This is a genomic window from Peribacillus folii (assembly GCF_030271255.1).
In the GTDB taxonomy this organism is placed as follows: Bacteria; Bacillota; Bacilli; order Bacillales; family DSM-1321; genus Peribacillus.
Map to the genome: position 1 here is coordinate 1 of NZ_JASJOM010000023.1, position 22,059 is coordinate 22,059.

Annotated in this window: 20 protein-coding genes and 1 riboswitch; of the genes, 15 read left to right on the forward strand and 5 right to left on the reverse strand. The window is 37.9% G+C overall.

Annotation, left to right across the window (positions count from 1 at the left end; translation table 11 throughout):
• The 12 genes from QNI08_RS22060 to QNI08_RS22115 all read left to right on the forward strand — a co-directional run.
• On the forward strand, positions 1–1,029 hold a 1,029-nt coding region (locus QNI08_RS22060; protein WP_285769493.1), incomplete at its 5' end, for an immunoglobulin-like domain-containing protein.
• A 319-nt stretch (positions 1,030–1,348) separates the two neighbouring features.
• Positions 1,349–2,098: a WecB/TagA/CpsF family glycosyltransferase gene (locus QNI08_RS22065; protein ID WP_285769494.1), complete on the forward strand. Its 750-nt coding sequence runs from the start codon at positions 1,349–1,351 to the stop codon at positions 2,096–2,098.
• A 314-nt stretch (positions 2,099–2,412) separates the two neighbouring features.
• Positions 2,413–3,090 (forward strand): sugar transferase, encoded by a 678-nt coding sequence (locus tag QNI08_RS22070; protein ID WP_285769495.1) that lies wholly within the window; start codon positions 2,413–2,415, stop codon positions 3,088–3,090.
• Between the two features lie 40 nt (positions 3,091–3,130).
• The gene (locus tag QNI08_RS22075; RefSeq protein WP_285769496.1) at positions 3,131–3,592 is read left to right on the forward strand and encodes a DUF4352 domain-containing protein; all 462 of its coding nucleotides are present in this window, start codon (positions 3,131–3,133) and stop codon (positions 3,590–3,592) included.
• 115 nt (positions 3,593–3,707) lie between these two features.
• Positions 3,708–4,397 carry a YveK family protein gene (locus QNI08_RS22080; RefSeq protein WP_285769497.1) on the forward strand — a complete coding sequence of 230 codons (690 nt, stop codon included), beginning with the start codon at positions 3,708–3,710 and terminating at the stop codon, positions 4,395–4,397.
• 25 nt (positions 4,398–4,422) lie between these two features.
• The gene (locus tag QNI08_RS22085; RefSeq protein ID WP_285769498.1) at positions 4,423–5,109 is read left to right on the forward strand and encodes a CpsD/CapB family tyrosine-protein kinase; all 687 of its coding nucleotides are present in this window, start codon (positions 4,423–4,425) and stop codon (positions 5,107–5,109) included.
• Between the two features lie 418 nt (positions 5,110–5,527).
• Positions 5,528–6,595 (forward strand): glycosyltransferase family 4 protein, encoded by a 1,068-nt coding sequence (locus QNI08_RS22090; RefSeq protein ID WP_285769499.1) that lies wholly within the window; start codon positions 5,528–5,530, stop codon positions 6,593–6,595.
• Positions 6,596–7,828 carry a hypothetical protein gene (locus QNI08_RS22095; RefSeq protein WP_285769500.1) on the forward strand — a complete coding sequence of 411 codons (1,233 nt, stop codon included), beginning with the start codon at positions 6,596–6,598 and terminating at the stop codon, positions 7,826–7,828.
• Between the two features lies 1 nt (position 7,829).
• Positions 7,830–8,624 carry an accessory Sec system protein Asp2 gene (locus QNI08_RS22100; RefSeq protein WP_285769501.1) on the forward strand — a complete coding sequence of 265 codons (795 nt, stop codon included), beginning with the start codon at positions 7,830–7,832 and terminating at the stop codon, positions 8,622–8,624.
• Between the two features lie 677 nt (positions 8,625–9,301).
• Entirely contained in the window at positions 9,302–10,030 is a 729-nt protein-coding gene (locus QNI08_RS22105; protein WP_285769502.1) for a tyrosine-protein phosphatase, read from the forward strand.
• A 236-nt stretch (positions 10,031–10,266) separates the two neighbouring features.
• Positions 10,267–10,440 carry a hypothetical protein gene (locus tag QNI08_RS22110; RefSeq protein ID WP_285769503.1) on the forward strand — a complete coding sequence of 58 codons (174 nt, stop codon included), beginning with the start codon at positions 10,267–10,269 and terminating at the stop codon, positions 10,438–10,440.
• Positions 10,441–11,252: 812 nt separating this feature from the next.
• Positions 11,253–12,749 (forward strand): BglG family transcription antiterminator, encoded by a 1,497-nt coding sequence (locus tag QNI08_RS22115; protein WP_483313812.1) that lies wholly within the window; start codon positions 11,253–11,255, stop codon positions 12,747–12,749.
• Positions 12,750–13,234: 485 nt separating this feature from the next.
• On the opposite strand, the gene QNI08_RS22120 is transcribed toward QNI08_RS22115, so the two are convergent.
• The 5 genes from QNI08_RS22120 to QNI08_RS22140 all read right to left on the reverse strand — a co-directional run bounded on the left by QNI08_RS22120 (position 13,235) and on the right by QNI08_RS22140 (position 17,766).
• The gene (locus QNI08_RS22120; RefSeq protein ID WP_285769505.1) at positions 13,235–14,461 is read right to left on the reverse strand and encodes a CynX/NimT family MFS transporter; all 1,227 of its coding nucleotides are present in this window, start codon (positions 14,459–14,461) and stop codon (positions 13,235–13,237) included.
• 15 nt (positions 14,462–14,476) lie between these two features.
• A complete protein-coding gene (locus QNI08_RS22125) occupies positions 14,477–15,154 on the reverse strand; it encodes a FadR/GntR family transcriptional regulator (protein WP_285769506.1) in 678 nt (225 codons plus the stop codon).
• Between the two features lie 187 nt (positions 15,155–15,341).
• A complete protein-coding gene (locus tag QNI08_RS22130) occupies positions 15,342–16,685 on the reverse strand; it encodes an amino acid permease (RefSeq protein ID WP_285769507.1) in 1,344 nt (447 codons plus the stop codon).
• A 317-nt stretch (positions 16,686–17,002) separates the two neighbouring features.
• Complete coding sequence (locus QNI08_RS22135; protein ID WP_285769508.1) at positions 17,003–17,173, reverse strand: hypothetical protein; 171 nt, start codon at positions 17,171–17,173, stop codon at positions 17,003–17,005.
• A gap of 452 nt (positions 17,174–17,625) precedes the next feature.
• Positions 17,626–17,766 (reverse strand): hypothetical protein, encoded by a 141-nt coding sequence (locus tag QNI08_RS22140; protein WP_285769509.1) that lies wholly within the window; start codon positions 17,764–17,766, stop codon positions 17,626–17,628.
• A gap of 157 nt (positions 17,767–17,923) precedes the next feature.
• A riboswitch (cyclic di-AMP (ydaO/yuaA leader) is annotated at positions 17,924–18,066 on the forward strand.
• A 140-nt stretch (positions 18,067–18,206) separates the two neighbouring features.
• Here QNI08_RS22140 and QNI08_RS22145 point away from each other — a divergent pair.
• The 3 genes from QNI08_RS22145 to QNI08_RS22155 all read left to right on the forward strand — a co-directional run bounded on the left by QNI08_RS22145 (position 18,207) and on the right by QNI08_RS22155 (position 21,975).
• A complete protein-coding gene (locus QNI08_RS22145) occupies positions 18,207–20,033 on the forward strand; it encodes an APC family permease (protein ID WP_285769510.1) in 1,827 nt (608 codons plus the stop codon).
• 286 nt (positions 20,034–20,319) lie between these two features.
• Positions 20,320–21,174, forward strand: a complete 855-nt coding sequence (locus tag QNI08_RS22150) for a RhaT/GlcU family sugar-proton symporter (RefSeq protein ID WP_285769511.1) — start codon at positions 20,320–20,322, stop codon at positions 21,172–21,174.
• Positions 21,175–21,189: 15 nt separating this feature from the next.
• The gene (locus QNI08_RS22155) at positions 21,190–21,975 is read left to right on the forward strand and encodes a glucose 1-dehydrogenase (RefSeq protein WP_285769512.1); all 786 of its coding nucleotides are present in this window, start codon (positions 21,190–21,192) and stop codon (positions 21,973–21,975) included.
• The last annotated feature ends 84 nt before the right edge of the window (positions 21,976–22,059 follow it).

Here is a 22,059-nt window from a genome sequence, read left to right on the forward strand (position 1 = left end):
TTGCCAGCCGGACCGGAAAAAAATCGATTGCAGGATTTAGTGAACAACGCGCAAGATTTATTGAATAAGAACGAACAAGCCGAAAAGGACTTGAACGATGCGAAGAACAAAGTCGAAGGATTGTTCACGGATGATAAGTTCGACACATTGAAGGGAAGTACCGATCAAGCCGCGGTTGACGAAGCTCAGGCTGCGATCAATAAATTGCCAGCCGGGTCGGAAAAAGAACGTCTCCAGGATCTAGTGGATAAAGCGAAGGATTTATTGGAAGTGGAACTGACATCAAATGATTTTAATCTCAATACAGACAGTTACATTACCGGGAAATTCAAAGGTAAGATTACGAGTTTAGGCTATAGTGTAAATGGAATGGAGTTTAGAGGCGGAACCATGAATCCAGATGGTACTTTCAGGATTTATGCATTAAATAATATTAAAGCAGCCACAGATAAAGTGATTGTATATGCCTACGACAGGAATGGAAACAAAATCAGCCAAAGCCCAGTGACGATAAAGGCTCCAATTGGAAGAGGAACGTTAACAGCTGATGGTTATGAATTAAGCAAAGATTCGTTCCTGACGGGTAAATTCACAGGTGATATTAAGAGTTTAGGCTATAGCGTGAACGGAATCGAAGCTAGAGGCGGAACCTTAAATTCAGACGGTACATTTAATATCTATGTATTTGGTAAAATCACAAGTGCGGCAGATACAGTGGTCGTCTTTGGTTATGATCAAGCTGGAAACAAAATCGCGGAAAGAACAATACAGGTATTCACAACTGCCGCGTTAAATGTAAATCCCTTTGAGTTTAGAAAAGATACGTTCCTTAGAGGAACATATAGAAGTGATGTTAGGTATATTAAAGTAAAAGTCAATGGAAAAGAATATACAGGTGGAACACTTTCAAATGGTGATTTCTCGTTTTATGTAGGGGGCAATATAACTTCCAGGACAGATGATGTGACGGTCACTGCCTACTCTATTAACGATAAAGTACTACTAGAACAAAAAGTTACAATCAATTAATGATTATAGGTTGAAGTATAAAAAATGCCTTTTCAGAGAGGTAACAATTTCAGCCCATAAAGATCCCCTTATCTTAACAGAGAAGGGTAAGGGGATCGATAAAAAGAGAGTAATTGATCTTAATGAGGTATCTAAAGATAAGACACTTGCAATTGAGTGTTTTATCTATTGCTCTCTTTTTTAAATATTTTTATAAAAATTCATATGTTACACACCCATTTCTTTAATAGATGGAGGGTTGCGTAATGATGCTGATTCAAAAAAGAATGGTTAAAGCTAACTTGTAGATCTTGAAAATATTAAATTAAGGTGAGTAAAATTGAGAATTAACTTGTTAGGAAGTGAACTCGATTGTCTGACCTTTGACCAGACAATTGAATCTATAAATGAAATTATCCAAAGTCATACTCCAACTCAGCATGTGGTAATAAATGCAAACAAAATCATTCAAATGCGGAAGGATAAAAAATTAAGCCGTATTATAAACGAATGTAGGTTGATCAATGCAGATGGGATTTCTATTGTATTAGCGGCAAAAATACTCGGTTATTCTAATGTAGAACGCGTGACGGGCGTGGATATCTTCGTGAAATTATTAGAAGTTTGCAGTGAAAAGGGATATAAAGTTTATTTTTTGGGTGCGACGGAAGAAGTTGTTCAAAATGTAGTTAAAGCATCTAAACATAAGCATCCCGATCTAACGGTGGCAGGATATCGTAATGGTTACTTTAAAGATGAAGAATCCAATGAAATTGCTGAGGCCATTAAGGAATCATCTGCGGATGTTCTATTTGTGGCATTTCCAAGTCCTCAAAAAGAATTCTGGATAAAAAGGCATTTACAACAGATGGATGTCTCTTTTGTTATGGGTGTCGGTGGAAGCTTTGATGTGCTAAGCGGCAATGTAAAAAGAGCGCCTCAGTGGGTTCAGAAAATAGGCATGGAGTGGTTTGTTCGTTTTATACAAGAGCCAAGACGTATGTTTAAGCGTTATTTTCTGGGTAATTTCACATTTTTGTGGCTCGTGTATAGAGAGCGTTTTTCTAAGAAAGATAAACGACAGGAATAATAGGGGGAATGATGGCATCATTACAAAAACACCCATAGAGTAATAGAAAAATTTCCATCCCTATATAGAAAGCCACAATTAGGCTAATCATACAATACCCCCAAGTATAGATTTTGGCAGTATTAAGCATTTTTATTGAGTTGGTGAAGGGGTATGGTTAAAAAATTTCGAACAGATTGCCTAATGGGAAGTAAGGTGTTCAGGATCGCTATGTGAGGTTAAATACTACAGAATTCTATTATAAATCTTCATTCATGCATGTTGGTATATAAATGAACATTGGATATTTGGATCACAAGCAGGAGGAAAAAAGAATGGAATCGGTAAGGCTATTTGGTGGAAAAGATAAGGATAAGCAGCCCTTACTAGAACAGATTAATGATAAAAAAGTGTACTTAAATGTAAAAAGGAGCATTGATGTGTTAGGAGCAATAGTAGGGATGGTAATTTTTTTGCCTATTTTTATTTTGGTAGCATTGTTGGTGATACTTGAAAATCCGAAGGGACCCATCCTTTTTAAGCAAGTCAGAATGGGTAAAAACGGAAAAAGTTTTTATATGTACAAATTTCGCTCGATGGTAGTAGACGCAGAGAAACGCCTGCCAGATATAGTGCAGCATAACGAAATTGCCGGACCTATGTTTAAAATGAAGGATGATCCGCGTATTACGAAAATCGGAAAGTTCATTCGTAAAACAAGCATTGACGAATTGCCGCAATTTTGGAATGTATTAGTAGGAGAAATGAGTTTGGTCGGGCCACGCCCTCCTCTACCGAGGGAAGTTGAGAAATATACTGCCTATGATAAGCAAAGACTGCTGGTAACGCCAGGATGTACAGGCTTATGGCAAGTGAGTGGTAGAAATGCACTCAGTTTTCAGGAGATGGTCGAATTGGATTTACATTATATTAAAAATAGAACAATAGGTACTGATATGTCGATAATTTTAAGAACTGTAAAAGTAATGGTTTTGCCAAGTGGTGCCCATTAAGGATTTGGCAAAATACTTTAGAGATAAACTAGGAGGAACCATGAAAGCATTAAAAATTAATTTATCGATCGTATTATTAATCGCAGCACTAATACTTAGTGCTTGCGGGATGGAAAAAAATGTTGAAAAAAGTGACATCAATAAAACAATCAGAAGCAATAAGGTAGATATGATCGTAACTAACCTGGTTGTTTCAAACAGTCAATCAGAAAAAAAAGATATGATCATGTTAGAAGTTGAAATGGAATTTAAAAATAAGTCCAAATCAGACTATGGTGTTGGAGCCCATGATTTTAAAGTAAAAGATCAAGATGGGAAAGTTCACGAAGCTTATGGAATGGAACCAGACAATTTCGGAGATGTTCTTTCCCCTGGCAAGTCAATGAAGGGAACCGGTTATTATGAGATTCCAAAGAACACTAAAAATGTAACATTTATATACCAACCTAAAAAAGATTCCCTGGCAGAATGGAAATTAACTGTACCTGAACGGAAGCGATAAGAGGTAAATGGATAGTTGGTGTAATGAATAATGTTCTACAGGCTGTTTATTAATTTTTTCAGTATGAAGATTCTCGAAAATAATAAATTGGGTGAGTTACTGATGGTGGGAAAAAATGAGTAATGAGATAAGTTTAAGAGACATCTTGCAAATTTGGAGAAAACACAAATTTCTTCTGATTGGATTTTGTATTGCCGGTATTTCAATTGCTTCCTTTTGGATTTACGTAATTACCACTCCCAAGTATGAAATGAGCAATCAGATATTAGTTACACAATCTGAAAGTGTAAAAGAGGGACTTCAGAACCCAGAAATAGAAGCAGCTATACGATTGGTGAATACTTACAGTGTCCTTATAAAGAGCCAACGAGTTTTGAATGACGTTAATAACGCCTTGGATAATGATTATAGTTATAGTGAACTCGCAAATAAAATATCTGTCGATAATGTGGAGAACTCACAAATAATTAATATTCGTGTGTTAGATGACGATCCTCAAAAAGCTGCATTAATTGTGAACGAAGTGGCAAATTCATTTAAAGAAATAACATCGAAAGTTATGAAGGTTGATAATATTAATATTTTATCAAAAGCAGAAGTTCCAAAAAATCCAATTCCGGTTACACCGAATAAATCATTAGTCATTTTCATCGGCGGAATCATTGCGCTTATTGTTGGATTGATTTCAACATGTGCATACGAGTTATTGAATAATAAAATTAAAGACGAAGAAGATATTCTTAATCTACTTGATATACCTGTATTCGGGGTAGTCGGAAATATTAATAATCCTAATAATGGATGATAAATCTCACTTTGGAGAGAGCAGAATGAAACCAAGAACAGCAACAAAAAAAATAAATAAAAATAAATTAATCACTAAAATTGATCCTAAGTCACTCGTTTCTGAAGATTTTAGAGTGATAAGAACAAATATCGATTATTCGGGTATTGATTCACAATACAAATCGATCATGATTACTTCTCCAGAACCGAATTCAGGAAAATCAGTTGTTTCTGCAAACCTGGCTGTTGTATTCGCACAGCAAGGTAAATCGACATTATTGATAGACGGTGATTTACGGAAATCTTCTGTTCAATATTTCTTCCCCGAAGTAAGGTCGGGTGGATTGACTGCATTACTTACAGGGAGAATACAACTTGAAGAGGCGGTCGAAGAAACCGAAGTGGAAAATTTATTTGTGCTGCCAGCAGGGTTCCTATCAACAAATCCGGCTGAATTACTAAGCTCGAAAAAAATGAAAGAACTCTTTAAGAAACTCTTAACGATGTATGAACAAATAATCATTGATACGCCGCCAATTTTAGCAGTTGCCGATGCGCAAATAATTTCCTCTTTAGTTGATGGTACTATATTGGTTTTTAGAAGTGGATATACAAGTAAAACGAATGCCAAAAAATCAGTACATGTTTTGCAGCAAGTGCATGGAAAAATAATTTGTTCCATTTTAAATGATCATAAAAATAAAAAGGATGCTTACTATTATGGAAAATAAAGAGATTTTACCCATTTTTATATGAAAATAGATTCTCTAAAATCTTCTGAATCGTCCTAATGCGTATGATGAGGGTATGTTCCTGATCAAAATCAGTTGTTTTTGAAACGAAAGAATTCGAGGTTGATTGAAGCTGAGTAGCCAGATTTCTGAACAGTCGGGCAGGTGAGACCTCACAAGTGCAGACGCCAAGGAGGCTCATCGTCCCCCCTGCTAAAAAGGCCATTAGATAGGTGCTTTTTTTGGCTACTTTATAGGGTTTTATTAAACGAAATTTCGGATTTATTGTTTTGCCAGTAGTCTTTCAATCGCTGGTATGGACAAGGGTGTTTAACCGGTTATAGATAAACCATAAATAATAAGATGGTGATAAATAAAGTATGTTATATCAAATTTCAAGTGAAAAGCGGTGTAAGATATGGCGAACATCATAATGATCGGACCAGCTCCAGAAGCGAAAGGCGGCATTGCAACCGTTATAAAGAATTTTTCCCTTCATTTTGCAAGTGATGAGCATCAAATTAGCTACCTGAGTTCATGGGAGAGGGGAGGAATCTGGAATGTATGTAAAGTGTTCTTTAGGACACTTAAACGGCTTTCACAACTGATTCATAAAGAAAGCGTTGATATTGTTCACATTCATGTTGCCCAAAAAGGAAGTTTTTTCCGAAAGGCATTGCTGTCACGCTATGCACAAAAAAAAGGTGTAAAGGTCATTTTACATATTCATGGGTCACAATTTGATGTTTTCTATAAAGATGCACCCTCTCTTTTAAAAAGAATAATAAGAGGGTCACTTCAACATGCTGATGCAATCGTTGTTTTAAGTGAGGAATGGCAGGAGTTTTTCAAGGAATTAACCGATACTCCCATTACTGTCATTGAGAATGCAGTAATGATCCCGGCAGAAAACCGTTATAATGCCCATGCTAAAAATATAGTGACATTTGGTAGACTAGGTGAAAGAAAAGGGAGTTACGATATTTTAGATGTAGCTAAAATGGTATTTAAAAGTAACCCAGAAATAAACTTTATTTTATATGGGGATGGAGAAATAAAAGAAGTTAGCCAATTAATTAAAAAACGCAATTTGAGTAATGTTACCATTGGCGGATGGATCGGAGCGGAAGAGAAGCTAGATATCTATCCGGAAACGGGGCTTCATTTATTACCCTCTTATCATGAAGGTCTGCCCATGGCCATACTTGAAACGATGGCTTATGGAATTCCTAATATTAGTACGGATGTGGGTGGCATTCCTCAAGTGATTCAAAATGAAAAAAATGGGTTTCTAGTTAAACCAGGCGACTCAAAACAAATAACTTTAGATATTTTAGATTTCTTTAGTAATGAAACGTATCGAAATGATTTAAGTAAAGAAGCCTATTCAATGATTAAAGTTAAATTTTCAATGGGTGTTTATTTGAATAAGTGGGAATGTCTGTATGGTCAATTAGTCAGTATCAATAGAGGGGAACTTCGTTAGATGAATTTGTTTATTTACTTGTTTTTTATGGTTGCCTTTGCTAATTTTCTTAAAGTGAAAATATCATTTTTTGACTATTTAGATGAATTTTTACTCTTTTTTTTAATGTGCTGGGCGCTATTAAATACTTTTGTGGATGAGCTTCATGGCAAAAGAACTATTAAAAGAGTAGATTTAGGATTAATCACATTAACAATTATTCTAGCAGTTTGGTGTCTTATCCCTAATATGTTTGCTGTACTTCGCTCAACTGTTTTTCTGCAGTTGTATACGTTAATGGTTTTATTGAAGTTTGTAATTATATATCTTTCTTCCCGAAAAATTTTCATGAAAAGGAATTATGCTAAAAACTTCAGATTTATAAAAGGATTTTTATACAGCTATTCAATATTGTGCTTGATGATTTTTGTAATTAATATGATTCATCCATTTATGAGGTCATACGGTGAAAGGTTTGGAATACATAGTTTAAGTTATGGATTTTCCCATCCTGCGCAGTTTGCTACAACGATAATTGTGTTTACTGTTGTAATATCCTATTTCGACTATTTGTATAAGAAACAATTGCCATTAATTTATTTATTGATAAATCTTCTTCTTGTAGTATCTGCAGGAAGAACCACATCTACTGGTTTTTATTTATTTACATTAATCGTACTTATTTCATTAGTATATTTTAAGAAGATACCATTTTATATGTATATTTTTGCAGGGGTACCTGTTTTGATTATTGCTAAAGACCGTATCATCCATCAGTTTTTTTTAGATAATGATCAGGCTCGGGGAATATTAGTACGCACTTCTATTCAAATTGCTACAGATTATTTTCCATTTGGATCTGGGCTCGGATTATTTGGTTCCCATGCGTCTAGATTAGATTATTCACCTTTATATCAGAAGTATAATATATCCGGAGTATGGGGGCTTTCTAAAGAACAACCTGCGTTCATTACCGATTCATTTTGGGCTATGACTATAGGTGAACTTGGATTCATTGGTGTCATCTTGTTACTAGCATTAATAATGATGTTATTGTTAAATATTATTAATTATAGCAAAGGGACGAGCATTGACAAGTTTTTTATCATATTACCTCTGTTTTATGCATTGTTAACAAGTCCAATAGATACTGTATTCATTTCTAACGGTATCGTTTTATTATTGTTTGCCGTTATTTTCATGCTGAATCTAAATCTACATTATTATAAAAAAACCGAATTCAAAGGAGATTAGAATGAAAAAATATATAAAAAGGCTACTCATTAAGTTTTATATGTTTTCTGTACTATTTCAAGAAAAAGTATTTCAAACGGCAAAATGTAATCTTAGGTACCTTTTAATAAAAAAGAAAAAAAGCAAAAAATTATTAGTCATTTTTTCAGGATATCCTGGAGAAGGTCAACAAGCCAGATACAATTACATTTTAAAGTTTTCTAAGCTGCGATGTCATCGACTTTATATTTTGGACAATTTCGGCCCCGATAAAAAAGGCGCGTGGTATCTAGGAGAAAACATGGATTTCTATATTGAAGATGCTGTAGTGCAATTAATTGATAAAACTTTAAAGGAACTTGGTCTAACAAGGCAAGACGTTATAACATGTGGTAGCAGTAAGGGTGGATATGCAGCCTTATATTTTGAAAATAAACATCATTATTATGCTTCGATATCTGGGGCACCTCAGCCACTGCTGGGTGATTATTTAGATAGAGACGCATTCAGAAATATTTTTGAGTTTATCGCAGGAAAAGAAGGAGAAACGAGGCATGAAGTTCTAAACAACCTCATTTATCAGGCAATAAAACAGAAAAGAGGTCCGAATAGAATTTTTGTACATGTTAGCAAAAATGAACATACATACGAAAATTATATAGTGCCTCTACTGAATTTTTTAGAGCAAAATAAAATCGAAGTACGAATGGATTATGGAGAGTATATGAAACATGACCAAGTTGGTTTTTATTTTCCGCCATTTGCATTGAGAATAATGGAAGAAATTTTAAATGAAGATTTTAACGAGGGAAAGTGAAAATGCAGCTCTTCCTAATGATTTACAAAAGAGAACCAATAATTGGAATCTTAAATATGAAAAGGGTCGTTTCAAAAATGAGACGTATAACAACGGAGTAATGGGATATATTGGAAAATATTGATAAAACGATGATAGGCTTAAAAATTAAGGGGAAGGCTGTTATAGCTTTTTCTTCGATTGTAGGGGTTCTCTCTACGATCTTTTTTTATTTGAATACAATAGGTTAACGGTGAATCCATAATCAATGGAGTGCATGGAGAAATAAGCGGCGTTTGAAAATTGAGTCACAGCGTTTCATTAATGAAACAATAGAATTGGCAAAGTAGTATAAAATAGAGAGGGAAAATAATGGTGATAAGCGTATGAAGTTGTACCCAAGAAAGAATGGATTCTAATGTAAGTAACAAGCAAAAGGTTGTCGGTATTAACGGACAGCTGCAAAGATTTAGCCTGCAAGTAATAAATAGACTGCACAAAATATAAATGGAAATCGGGTAGCTTTCTAATGGAACAACATGGCTTTGGTCAATGAAATGACCGTTCCATGCAGAAAACTGAAAATCGATGTATGGAATATTTTTGCCGCTAACCGCTACGGATGCTCCAATCCTGGCGAATATCATTACTAAGGGAACCAGAAATTCATCTTAATGTTGGTTGAAGGGGGATAAACGATGATTGATATCCATAATCACATATTACCAGAGATGGATGATGGAGCTGAAAATATTCAGGAAAGTATAGAAATGGCGAGAAAAGCGGTAGAACAAGGAATTACCAACATCATTGCAACTCCCCATTACTATAAAGGGAAATATGATAATGATAAAGAAAAAGTCGAGGGGCAAACCACCAAATTAAATCAAGTGCTAAGTGATCTCGAAATCCCGCTAAAAGTATGGCCAGGGCAGGAAATAAGAATATCGGATGAACTCTTAAAAGAGTACGATAATAATAATGTCATGGCCTTGAATGGTTCAAAATACATGCTTCTCGAGTTGCCTTCAAGCCATGTGCCAAGATATACGGAGCGATTAATCTTTGATCTGCAAATGAAAGGGATCACACCAATCATTGCTCATCCTGAGCGGAATATGGAAATAATGAAAAATCCCCACCTTTTAGAAGAACTGATCTGGAAGGGTGCGTATTCACAAATAACAGCCGGGAGCATCACAGGTAAATTTGGATGGAGGACTAAAAGATTTTCAAAATATTTAATTCACTCAGGTCTTACTCATTTGATTGCATCAGATGCTCATAATATAGGAAACAGAGGTTTTCAAATGAGGGAAGCATATGAGCTGGTTGAAAAGAATATGGGACAAGAAGTAGTGGATGCCTTTCATGTAAATTCGGAGAATGTTCTATACGGGATGAAAGTTAAGGAACTTTTTGTTTGATTAATAATAGTGTGGGGGGAAGTAGATTCGACATACTATCTGCTAGATCACAATAGTCCAAGTGGATGGGATGATCATTATTAAAGCGTAGAAGCAGTTCAAATAAGTACAGTAAGAATTTCTTTTTCACGGAACGGATGCAGTGGAGTCAAGCTCGTTATGTCCTGAAAAATGAGTCCCGTAATACCTAATGATTTATTAAACTTCCTTACAAAGAAAAGGAGGCCTGACGGAACATGAGAAAAACGTTTAAAAAGATTTATAGAGATATTGATGAACTGACGTATCTATCAAGTAAACGAAATGGTTTGTATGTGAATGAGATTGAAAGTACACGAAAACGCATAGTTGAAAATATAAAAGCGATAGAACTGCATACGATTGTGTCCAAAAATGAAGATTCCGTATAAAGATCTTTATAAACCTTCCAGAAAGGAGAACGCTCCCTTTCATTTTTGGAAGGCTGTTTCATTCTACTTATGTAGCTCGGTGATAAGATGATTTATTATGCAAGGGAATATAAGGCTAATTACATTCAAAATAAACGATTTTAAAGCTGAGCTAACTTCATTGGATTGTTGAAAACGGGATATGTGCAGGACAATACGGTATTTATCCAAGGAACCAGTCCATGAATAATGATGATTGTATGGTATTGGATGCTGTAGCTGGTGGAGCATTGCTCTAATATGGTCAGACTGTAAAGAGAAAGCTACAGTCTTTTTTTGTTGGATAGGGTGGTTTCTTCAAATTGTTAGCTCCGCAATTTAAAGCAATTTCTCAAGCAGTATAGATGAAAAAAAACCCTTGTTGGAATATGATTCTAAAGTAACAGTTGAATAAATATACCAAAAATGAAACGCTTCGTTTCTATTTAGGAATCTTTTTTTAGTTCCGTATGCATCCATTTGTCAAAAATTATGTATAACTTGAATCTACAAACTTCTTTATTTCGTTTACCTGTAGGAGTTTGGCAGACCATAATCCATATAGGATAAGAAAATACCGATTAGAAATTATATGAATTATCAAAGATTTTGTTTCAAATGTTGGCTCCTATGTCTCATATTTGAAACGACATAGAGAAGAAAATATGATAACTTTGGGTAGTAAGTAGTGTGCAAATGTTGTTTATGTAAAAAAATGCAAAAAGAGTACTTAAGTACCTGGGCCATAAGCTTGTTTAATAGATATGAAAATCAGTAAAGTTAAAGGTGATTGTATGAATCGATTTAATGATCGTTATTCTGAACTATTGTATCATTTATTTTATGAAGATAACTGGTGCAGTTTAAACGAACTTTCCAAAAAAACAGGATATTCAAAGAGCACGTTATGGAGGGATTTAATGCATGCTAATACGACTCTCCCGCCTGAATGGAAAATTGAAAAGAATGAAATTCAAGGTGTGCGACTTATAAAGCCTAAAAACGGTACGATAGAAGAGCTTTGGTTCCTTCTTAAAAGTGAAAATACCTACTTTCAAACTTTAGAATTAATTCTTTTTAATAAAGGTGTAACAATAAATAACATTACTCGGCATGTTCATATCAGTCGTTCCACTGTTTACAGGCAGCTAGAAAAAATAGAAGAAGTAGTAAAAAGTGCCGGAGTTCAATTATCCAGCAGTCCTTATAAAATCATTGGTGATGAAAAAAAAATCAGACGCTTCATTATGCAATATGTAGAGTATATGTCAGGGAATTTAAATGATTTCATTACGTCCTTTGACCTTAAGGATTTTCAAGAAACAGTATTGAAGCTATTGAAGGAACATAAGACCTCCTTACATATGGGAGCAATTCAAAGATTGGCGATCATTCTTCATATCTCTAACATTCGCATATCACATAATTGCTTTGTTACCATCCCAAAAGGCGTTATTGCAGAAAATGAACATTCGAAAGCTTTTGAGATATCCAAAAAACTATTCGGGTTTATGGAAAAAGCGCCAACTAGGGAAAAGCAAATTCAAGAAATATTCTTTTTTTCTTTATACTTACTTAGTGAAGAAATGTCTTTAAATCGAACCCAGGAACTTCGGTACATTCGCTCCAAACTGAATTCGGACAGTGGTAAGCCTTTAGGTGATTTTCTCCGTAATTTATCAAAAGAGATCGGATTGGATGTATCGCAGGATGATATCTTCATGTACGAATTTGCTCAAACGCTACGTGGAATCAATTTTGATTTGAAATTAAAAACAGATACGAGAATAAATAATATTTTGCAATTCGTCCCTTATTTCAAAGAAAATCCTTTGTTTGGAATTATTGAAGAAATAGGGAAGAATATAACAAGTGAATTACCTATTAATTTTGAAAATATAGAAATATTGGAAATGTTCATGTTGGTCCAAGCCTCTATATTAAGGAAAAAAAATCAAATGGTAATCGAAACGGCTTTAGTATGCCGATCATATGTTGAGAAAGATTATATTCGTGAAGTCTTAAAGCATCATTTCGGAAATCAGCTAAATATTTATGTTATGGATTTTTCGGATATAGACTCACTTTTCAGAAAAAATGGCTTCGACTTATTAATAACGACTGATTTAGGCCAGCTAATTAATATTGAGCACATTCCCATTTATAAAGTTTCTTCCTTTCCAACACCATCCGAAATAAAAGAAATAAAAATGTTCACCAGAAAGAATTTTATTGATAGGTATGGCTTAAACCCTGAAATTATATATCCGTTTGAAGATGGCATTGATTGATCTTAGTCAGTTTTTATTTAAAACGGTGTGTTTTCAAATGTGATTACGATAAATCATTTATGATGTCATGCCTCCCTAAGGAAATGAGAAATGTTCTTCTATTTTCCACCTCTCATAATGATCAGTTTAAATAATATTCTTTAAACAAACCACTCTTCGTTTAATTCAGATCATTTTATTGTTTGCTAAAGATAGAGTATGAGCCACCTTGCTTTACTGACATCAGGTTTCAAGGGAAAAGAATTCCCTAAGACATGACCAAGAGAGTGGACATATCAACACTTGCCCATGTAAACCACAGAACATCCACCCAATGGATATTCTGATGAATAACATTCCCCCCAGTTAAAAAAATCTCGGAGGTAACCTGGTCCAGGATTCCTTCGGTAATTTCCCTTTCAAGGCACAGTCTATAATATAATGGGACACAATAGATGATTTCAAAGAAAATGATCCCAATATTATACTAGGATCATTTTCTTTCATTAACGGGCTGTTACGTATTCGTTTTTTCCTGCCCGCATCCCAACAAGGAAAATGAATCCAGATATGACCACTAGCATTAATAAAGGCACGGTCCAGCTATGTGTCATGTCGTGCAGCCAGCCAAATAATACAGGGCCAACGGCAGCTAGGAGGTACCCGAATGATTGGGCCATGCCTGATAATTCCGTCGCTTCATGGGTACTTCGTGTGCGCAGGCTAAAAAACATCATCGATAAACTGAATATGGTTCCGACTCCAATCCCAATCAGCATCATGCATATCGGGATAAATAGCTCGCTTCCATATAGGATGCCGAATATCCCCACAATAAGGAAGACGGCAGGAGGTATCACCAATATGCGCTGGCTCTGCAGGCGCCCAGCTAAAATAGGCACAATGAAGGTGATGGGAATGACGGCAAGCTGCATGATGGACAGCATCCAGCCGGCTTCATCGGCACTTAGCCCTTTTTGCTCGAGGATTTCAGGCATCCATGTTATGACTGTATAGAAGATGAAGGATTGTAAGCCCATGAAAAACGTGATTTGCCATGCTAAGCCTGATCGCCATAGATTCATGTTTTTTGGTTTTTGAGCGGGTTTTACGTTTGCATCCTCCTTGAAAGGGCGCCTTAATTGGGGCATCCAGAAAAAAATGGTGATAAGTGATAGGATTCCCCAGCATCCGAGGGCACCAGCCCATCCCATGCCTGATGAAGATGCAATGGGGATGCTGATTCCGGAAGCCATGGCGCCGCATAGGTTCATGGATACGGCATATACTCCGGTCATCAAACCGATATTTCTTGCAAAGTTATGCTTGATCAGGCTGGGTAATAACACATTGCCGATTGCGATGGCGAGCCCGATTAAAATCGTTCCAATGAATAATGTGGCGATTCCCCCAAGTGAGCGTATTGCAATTCCGACAGTCAATAATATCAAGGATGCAAATAAGGTGAGCTCCATTCCAAAACGCCGGGCTATCCTAGGTGCGAATGGCGATAATAAGGCGAAAGAGAGTAAAGGCAATGTCGTTAAGGAGCCCGATAGTGCATTGGTGATACCCAATGCATCGCGGATTGATGTTACAAGGGGACCGACTGAAGTAAGGGGAGCCCTTAGATTGGCTCCTAGTAGGATGATTCCGATGATGAGCAGTCCCAGTTTGGTGTTACCATTCAGTTTGTTTTGCTCTAGTTGATTTACCGGTTGTTGCATGGACATAATATTCCTCCGTACTTAATCTATGAATTTTTTGAATTGGGCAATGTATCCGTTCACCGAGTCTATTGCACGGTTTACATCTTGGTCGATGATGGCCTCCACTAGATTGCAATGAATGCTTAAATGGAGGGTTGCATCAGAACTCATGCCAGCAAGTTGATGGATGGAATCGTGCACGGAATCCTCCATGTGTTCGTACAAATCGATCAATAAGGCATTATGCGAGGAGCACATGATCGATTTATGCAACTGGATATCCGCTTCCTCATAAGCCTTGATGTCCTTAGCTTCTGCCGCTTTTTGGCAGGCTGTTATGTGAAACCGTAATTTTTCTATATCTTCTTGATCGCGTCTAATAGCGGCCAATTGAGCCCCTTGTCTTTCAAGGGCATGACGCACCTCTAATGTTTCAAATAAACTCGATTGTTGGATCCTTCTTTGAAACGCGACGCCCAAGGCACTCGATGATTTGACGAATGTTCCTTTTCCTTGTTTGGTAATTAAAAGTCCTGCATAAACAAGAGATCGTATCGCTTCTCTTAATGTATTTCTGCTTACATCGAATTGCTTGATTAAATCCATTTCAGGGGGGATTTGACTTCCAATCTCCCATTCCCCGGATTCGATTAATGTCTCGATTTGGGAAACGACTTGCTCGACAAGCGACAAACGGTTTGTTTTGGATATGGACAAGAAATACACCTCAAATTTGTAGGATGATTGGTTCATTGGATATTTTAACATATGTATGATGAAAATATAACAGAAATGAAGGAGTATGAGGAAATATTCCTGAGAGTATTCTGTTTTTGAAGAGAGGACAAAATGAAGAAGCCCCGAATAAAATTCAGGGCTTCAGTTACAATCATATGCGAATATCCTAAACTACACCTATTTTCTTTTGTTTGAGCATGAAAGATAGCAGGATCAATACAGAAAGTGTCACAAGGCATATGATGGAACCAATGATATTATCTCCATTAAAGATAAAGGCCAAAAAGATGGCGCTTAAGGCAATGATGGCAACCATCGTTGTATAAGGATGCCATATTACGCGGAAGCCGTGATTACTAGTGTAATGCTTCCGGAGCTTCAATTGTGCCGCACAAATACTTATCCATAATAATAAAACGGTGAATCCCGGGATCGCCATTAAGTAGCTTAGTATTAGATCTGGATATAAGTAGGATAAAAATACTCCAGCCAATATACAGATCGTTGTTAACAATATCCCGTTGATCGGAATGCCCTTCTTGGTCGTTCGGATGAAAAACCTCGGGGCTTCTCCATTTTGGGAAAGACTGAATAAAGTTCTTGAGGTCGCATAAATACCTGAATTCGCCGCCGATAAGACAGCTGTCAAAAGGACGAAATTCATTATATCAGCCGCTCCGGGGAGCCCGGATATACTGAAGACCTGAACGAAAGGGCTTACTTCATTGCTTACTTGGTTCCACGGAATGACTCCACAGATGATAAGTATCGGCAAAATGTAAAAAAGCATCACCCGCAATACGGTTCCTTTGATGATCTTTGGTATGACGCGCTGGCTATCTTTAGTTTCCGTTACAGCAATACCGATTAATTCCGCCCCGCCATACGAAAACATCACGACTAATAGTGCCCCTACTATTCCGCCAAATCCTTTCGGGAAAAACCCACCATGTTCCGTGTAGTTGGAAAATGAAGCTGAGCCAGGAATGATCTCCAGTAAAATCAATGCTCCCAAAACGATGAAAGCGACTAACGTTATTATTTTAATTCCTGCAAACCAAAACTCGAGTTCCCCATAGTGCTTGACCTGAAACAAATTGATTCCGATCACCACTGACGCGCAAAGAATACTTGTGAGCCACAATGGTACGGAAGGGAACCAATATTGCAGAAAACTTCCGGCTGCGACTATTTCCACAATGATCACGATGATCCAATTGAACCAATAGAGCCAGCCTACAATGAAGGATAATCGGAAGCCAAATGCTTTATTTATTAGATGCTGCACGTTTAAATTAGGAAAGGCGGTGGCCATCTCCCCCAAAGCGGCCATTACGATGAATAATAATAGTCCGCCTATCAAATAGGCGATCACAACACTTGGACCGGCCATATTCAATGTATCCGAACTTCCCTTAAAAATTCCTGTTCCGATCATTCCGGCTAAGGCCATGAACTGAACATGCCTTGGCAATAAACCCTTTTTTAAATCCTGATGCGTCTTTTCCATTTGATTCATGCCTTTCCTTTGTTATTTAGAAAAAAACATTATTTCAATAAAATAATTACCAACTTCTCCAATTGAACGCTTTTAGGTGCTAAAGTCGCGTATTAATATATCATGATTAGAAAAAAAGTCAATTTAAACTAAGAAATAAAAAATTTCACTTCAATAACTTTATTATGTTTATTTCCTGGTCTAAATTAAACATGTTCTCCTGAATTACATACAATTGGGAGACGTGAGAAGCGGAGGCTGAATAATAAAAACCGGCCATGGAATGGCCGGTTCAGTTTGTTTATAGGTAAAAAGGATGGGGGCAAAGATCATTCAATTTTATCTATATGGGTGGAAAGCGACTGTTTGCCTTCAGTATCCTGCACGGTTTCAATATCTTTTTGAAATTCCAAAAAGCCCGTGTATACTTGCGATGCCATACCTAGATATGGCAATTCGGTATGAATGATACCCATTCTGGGTGAATATTGCATATACATTTTTCATCCCTCCTTTTGAAAGTAAGATAACCATTAAAGTAAGGCCGTCAAAAAAGTGAATGAGGTTTTCCCATTGCTTTCATGAGCCCTAACCTTAAGCCCATGGACGGAAGAATGAAAAAGTGGTGGCAGGCATGCTCTTGGCATGTATTCGGCAGGGAGATACGCTGGCTTGTCCTTGATGCTAACACAACTATATGGCCATGAAGCTGAAGAACATCTCTCCCTTATTCAACCCGTAGGATCACGTGTGTCATCATTGTTATTTGCTGGTTTAGTGTTTTGCTGCATTTGTGATGACCACTTTATCATTCTATGAGGAAAAGCTAAATCGGTTTGGACAAGTCGACAAAGAATGCAAACAAGCAAAAAAAACTCCGGTTAAGGTAACCAGAGCTTCCGTATGGATAAGTTTTGTAATAAATTGAAACGTCCTGCCGGTCAGGGGAAGGTTAGGTTCTTTCTTCACTGTCCAGATGTGGCGAACGAAGGTTATTTTCATTTAGGGGCCCGCCAAATTGCTCATTTATTTCTTTAACCACTTCATCTAAAAATTCATCTGATATGATTGGCTTCATCGTATGTTTGGGCATGGGATTCACGGTCATCCTTCCTGGATTTGCTGGACTTGCATTTCGTATGAAGCATAGGTTATCAACATAACCTCGGTTACAAAAAATTATTCTTTTTACATGAAAAATTTTCATTTACTTTTCCAGTTCACGGGAGTATGATAATCAACAGTTTCATATTTCTAAATCGCTTAAACCATTTGGTGCGGGGGACCCGTTATTGGGATTATTGTATAATCCAAGGGGTGAATCCTTTCAAGGTAGGGCTACTCTTAGGTCCGAATCCGACAGCTAACCTCGTAAGCGTATATGAGAAGGAAGGTGGAGCTTGTTAGACAAAAAATATGATGTCTGCAGGTCTATTTAGTTATGACTTGCAGGCATTTTTATTTTTTCTTCTGGTTTTTTGCTTCAGCAGGGCAACCTAAATTTATTACTTAAACATGGCGGGTGAATTCTTGATGTTATCATCAATAAAGAGGTTCCTGATAGGGAGGCCCTTAAAGTCAAATGCACTTGGTGATCAAAAGCTTAACAAAACAAAAGCATTGGCCATCTTATCTTCTGATGCGCTGTCTTCCGTTGCATACGGTCCCGAACAAATATTGATTGTTCTGATTACGGTCGGTGCCGCGGCCTTTTGGTATTCCATACCCATTGCCATCGGGGTCTTGATCCTGTTAACGGCACTTATCTTGTCCTATAGGCAGATCATTTTCGCTTACCCTCATGGAGGGGGTGCCTACGTCGTTTCAAAAAACAATCTTGGCATAAATCCAGGATTGATCGCTGGTGGTTCCTTATTGGTCGATTATATATTGACGGTCGCCGTAAGCGTTTCTGCAGGTACGGATGCGATCACATCCGCTTTTCCAAGCCTGCATGCATATAATGTAGGAATTGCCATCATTTTTGTGATCCTGCTTACCATCCTTAATCTTAGAGGGGTAACGGAGTCGGCTTCGGTATTGGCCTATCCTGTCTATCTGTTCGTTTTAGCATTATTCATCCTGATCGGGGTGGGACTATACAAAATCTTGACTGGCGATGTCTCGCCTGAATTGCATGCTTCGATCGGAACACCAGTGGCGGGAATCAGTTTGTTCATCCTGCTGAGGGCATTTGCTTCAGGGAGCTCCGCCTTGACCGGCGTTGAAGCAATTTCCAATGCGATCCCTAACTTTAAAGATCCAGCACCGAATAATGCTGCCAAAACTTTAATCGCGATGGGCTCATTATTAGCAATCCTATTTACGGGAATTGTATTCTTGGCCTATTATTTAAGCATTATTCCCAGCCCCGAAGTAACGGTGGTTTCCCAAATTGCCGAAGAAATTTTTGGACGGAATTTCATGTATTTCTTTATACAAGGCACGACGGCACTAATCTTGATTCTTGCTGCCAATACCGGATATTCGGCTTTCCCGCTGCTTGCGGTCAATTTAGCCAAGGATAAGTTCATTCCAAGGATGTTTACGATAAGAGGCGACCGCTTAGGATATTCCAATGGAATCATCATTCTTGGGCTTGCATCAATCATCCTGATCGTCGCTTTCGGGGGGCATACCGAGAATTTAATACCCCTATATGCAGTAGGTGTTTTCATTCCATTCACCTTGTCGCAGTCGGGGATGATGGTTAAATGGATCCGGGAGAAGCCTAAAGGCTGGATCGTGAAGTTAACGATTAACTCAATTGGGGCTTTCATTAGCTTCATTGTCACGATCATTTTCTTTTTAACCAAATTCGTACATGTATGGCCTGTTCTAGTCTTCCTGCCGATTATCATTTTCATGTTCCATCGCATAAGGAAGCATTATGATGCGGTAGGCGATCAATTGCGCATCACGACCTGTGAGGCGGCCCTACCGATCCAAGGAAATGTCATCATCGTTCCTGTTGCCGGCATCACACATGTAGTTGAGAATTCCTTGAATTATGCAAAGTCCCTATCGGCAGATCAAATCATTGCCGTATATATCTCCTTTGAAAGGGAAGATGAAAAGAAATTCGAAGAAAAATGGAAGAAATGGCAGCCGGATATCAGGCTGGTCACACTTCATTCGTACTACCGGAGCATCATTCAGCCATTGACTAAATTTGTTGATACGGTTGAGCATAAGGCAAGGGAATCCAATTATCAAGTTACAGTCATCATCCCGCAATTCATTCCGAAGAAGGGCTGGCACAACATTCTCCATAACCAATCCAGTTTACTGATTCGTGCCTACTTACTTTATAGAAGGAATGTAGTGGTTACGACGGTTCCATATCATTTGAAGAAGTAAAACGCTTATAATATGGAAGCAACCCTGCTCATGGTTGCTTCAGACTGTAGACAAACTCAATCAAATTCGAGTTTGTCTACAGTTTTTTTTGCCCTTTATGCAGTAAAGTGAAAAACTGCCCTTATTAGATATTTCGAAGAAAGCTGCAGTCAATATTCGAGTACATAATGATTAACGCCAAACTAAAAATTACCAAGGCTCAATTCGATGCGTGAGAACATATTAAGTAAAGACTATATATAAGTTTCCTGCTTTAGTTTGAACATACATATAATGGGGGTTGAAGATGGATATAGTATTAGCGCTCTTGCCGGCAGTATTCTGGGGGAGCATCGTATTGTTCAATGTGAAACTGGGGGGCGGACCTTATAGCCAGACACTCGGGACAACGATCGGTGCCTTGATTTTCTCAATAGGCGTTTATATTTTTGCCGATATCAAGCTATCCCTTTTAGTATTTGGCGTGGGCATCGTGTCTGGTTTGTTTTGGGCGGTTGGACAAGCCAATCAGCTAAAGAGCATCGATTTGATGGGCGTATCCAAAACGATGCCGATATCAACAGGCTTGCAGCTCATTTCCACCACGTTATTCGGGGTCATCGTTTTTCATGAGTGGTCGTCGATGAAGGCTGTCATATTGGGCGTCCTGGCATTAGTTTTCATCATTATCGGAATTGTCCTGACCTCACTGGAAGATAAAGAATCAAAAGAGGGTAAATCGGGAAACTTGAAAAAAGGAATCATGATACTTCTCGTCTCTACGTTCGGTTATTTGGTTTATGTGGTAGTGGCCCGGCTTTTTAATGTGGATGGCTGGTCAGCCCTATTCCCCCAAGCGATAGGGATGGTCATAGGTGGATTATTATTGACGTTTAAGCATAAACCGTTTAACAAATATGCGATTCGCAATATCATTCCCGGATTGATATGGGCTGCTGGAAACATGTTTTTATTCATTTCCCAGCCTCGAGTGGGAGTGGCTACAAGTTTTTCCCTATCTCAAATGGGCATTGTCATCTCAACTCTCGGCGGAATCATCATATTACGCGAGAAGAAAACGAAGCATCAGCTGATTGGAATCGTTATTGGAATAATCTTGATCATCATAGCAGGAGTAATGCTCGGACTGGCAAAAAGTTAATTGGAGGGTGAAGGAATGTATAAAGATTTAGAAGGCAAGGTCGTTGTGATAACAGGCTCATCCACTGGTTTGGGCAAAGCGATGGCGATTCGCTTTGCCCAGGAAAAGGCAAAGGTCGTCGTTAATTATCGCTCCAAACCTGAGGAAGCGGATGGTGTATTGGAAGAAATCAAAGCAGTCGGCGGGGAAGCAATAGCAGTGAAAGGCGATGTGACCGTCGAGGAAGATGTGGTTGACCTCGTTCAATCGGCAGTGAAAAAGTTCGGGAAACTTGATGTATTCATCAATAATGCCGGGATAGAAAACCCTGTTCCATCTCATGAAATGCCGCTGAGCGATTGGAATAATGTGATCAATACCAATTTGACGGGCAACTTCCTCGGCTGCCGCGAAGCGATCAAGTACTATGTAGAAAATGACATTAAAGGGAATGTGATCAACATGTCCAGTGTTCATGAAATGATTCCATGGCCTTTATTCGTTCACTATGCAGCAAGCAAGGGAGGCGTGAAATTGCTTACGGAAACCTTGGCTCTCGAATATGCACCAAAAGGAATCCGTGTCAACAGCATCGGACCAGGTGCCATTGCTACGCCAATAAATGCGGACAAGCTTGAAGACCCTGAAAAGAAAAAAGACCTTGAAAGCATGATTCCAATGGGGTATATCGGAAAGCCTGAGGAAATTGCCGCGGTTGCTGTGTGGCTGGCGTCCTCAGAATCCAGTTATGTAACGGGCATCACCTTATTCGCCGATGGCGGGATGACAAAATACCCATCATTTCAAGCGGGACGAGGATAAAAAATGCTCCAGCAGCAAAAATTCCCCAAAAGGTTTCGGAATGATAACCATTCCGGAACCTTTTTAACCTTCAATATTCTTGAA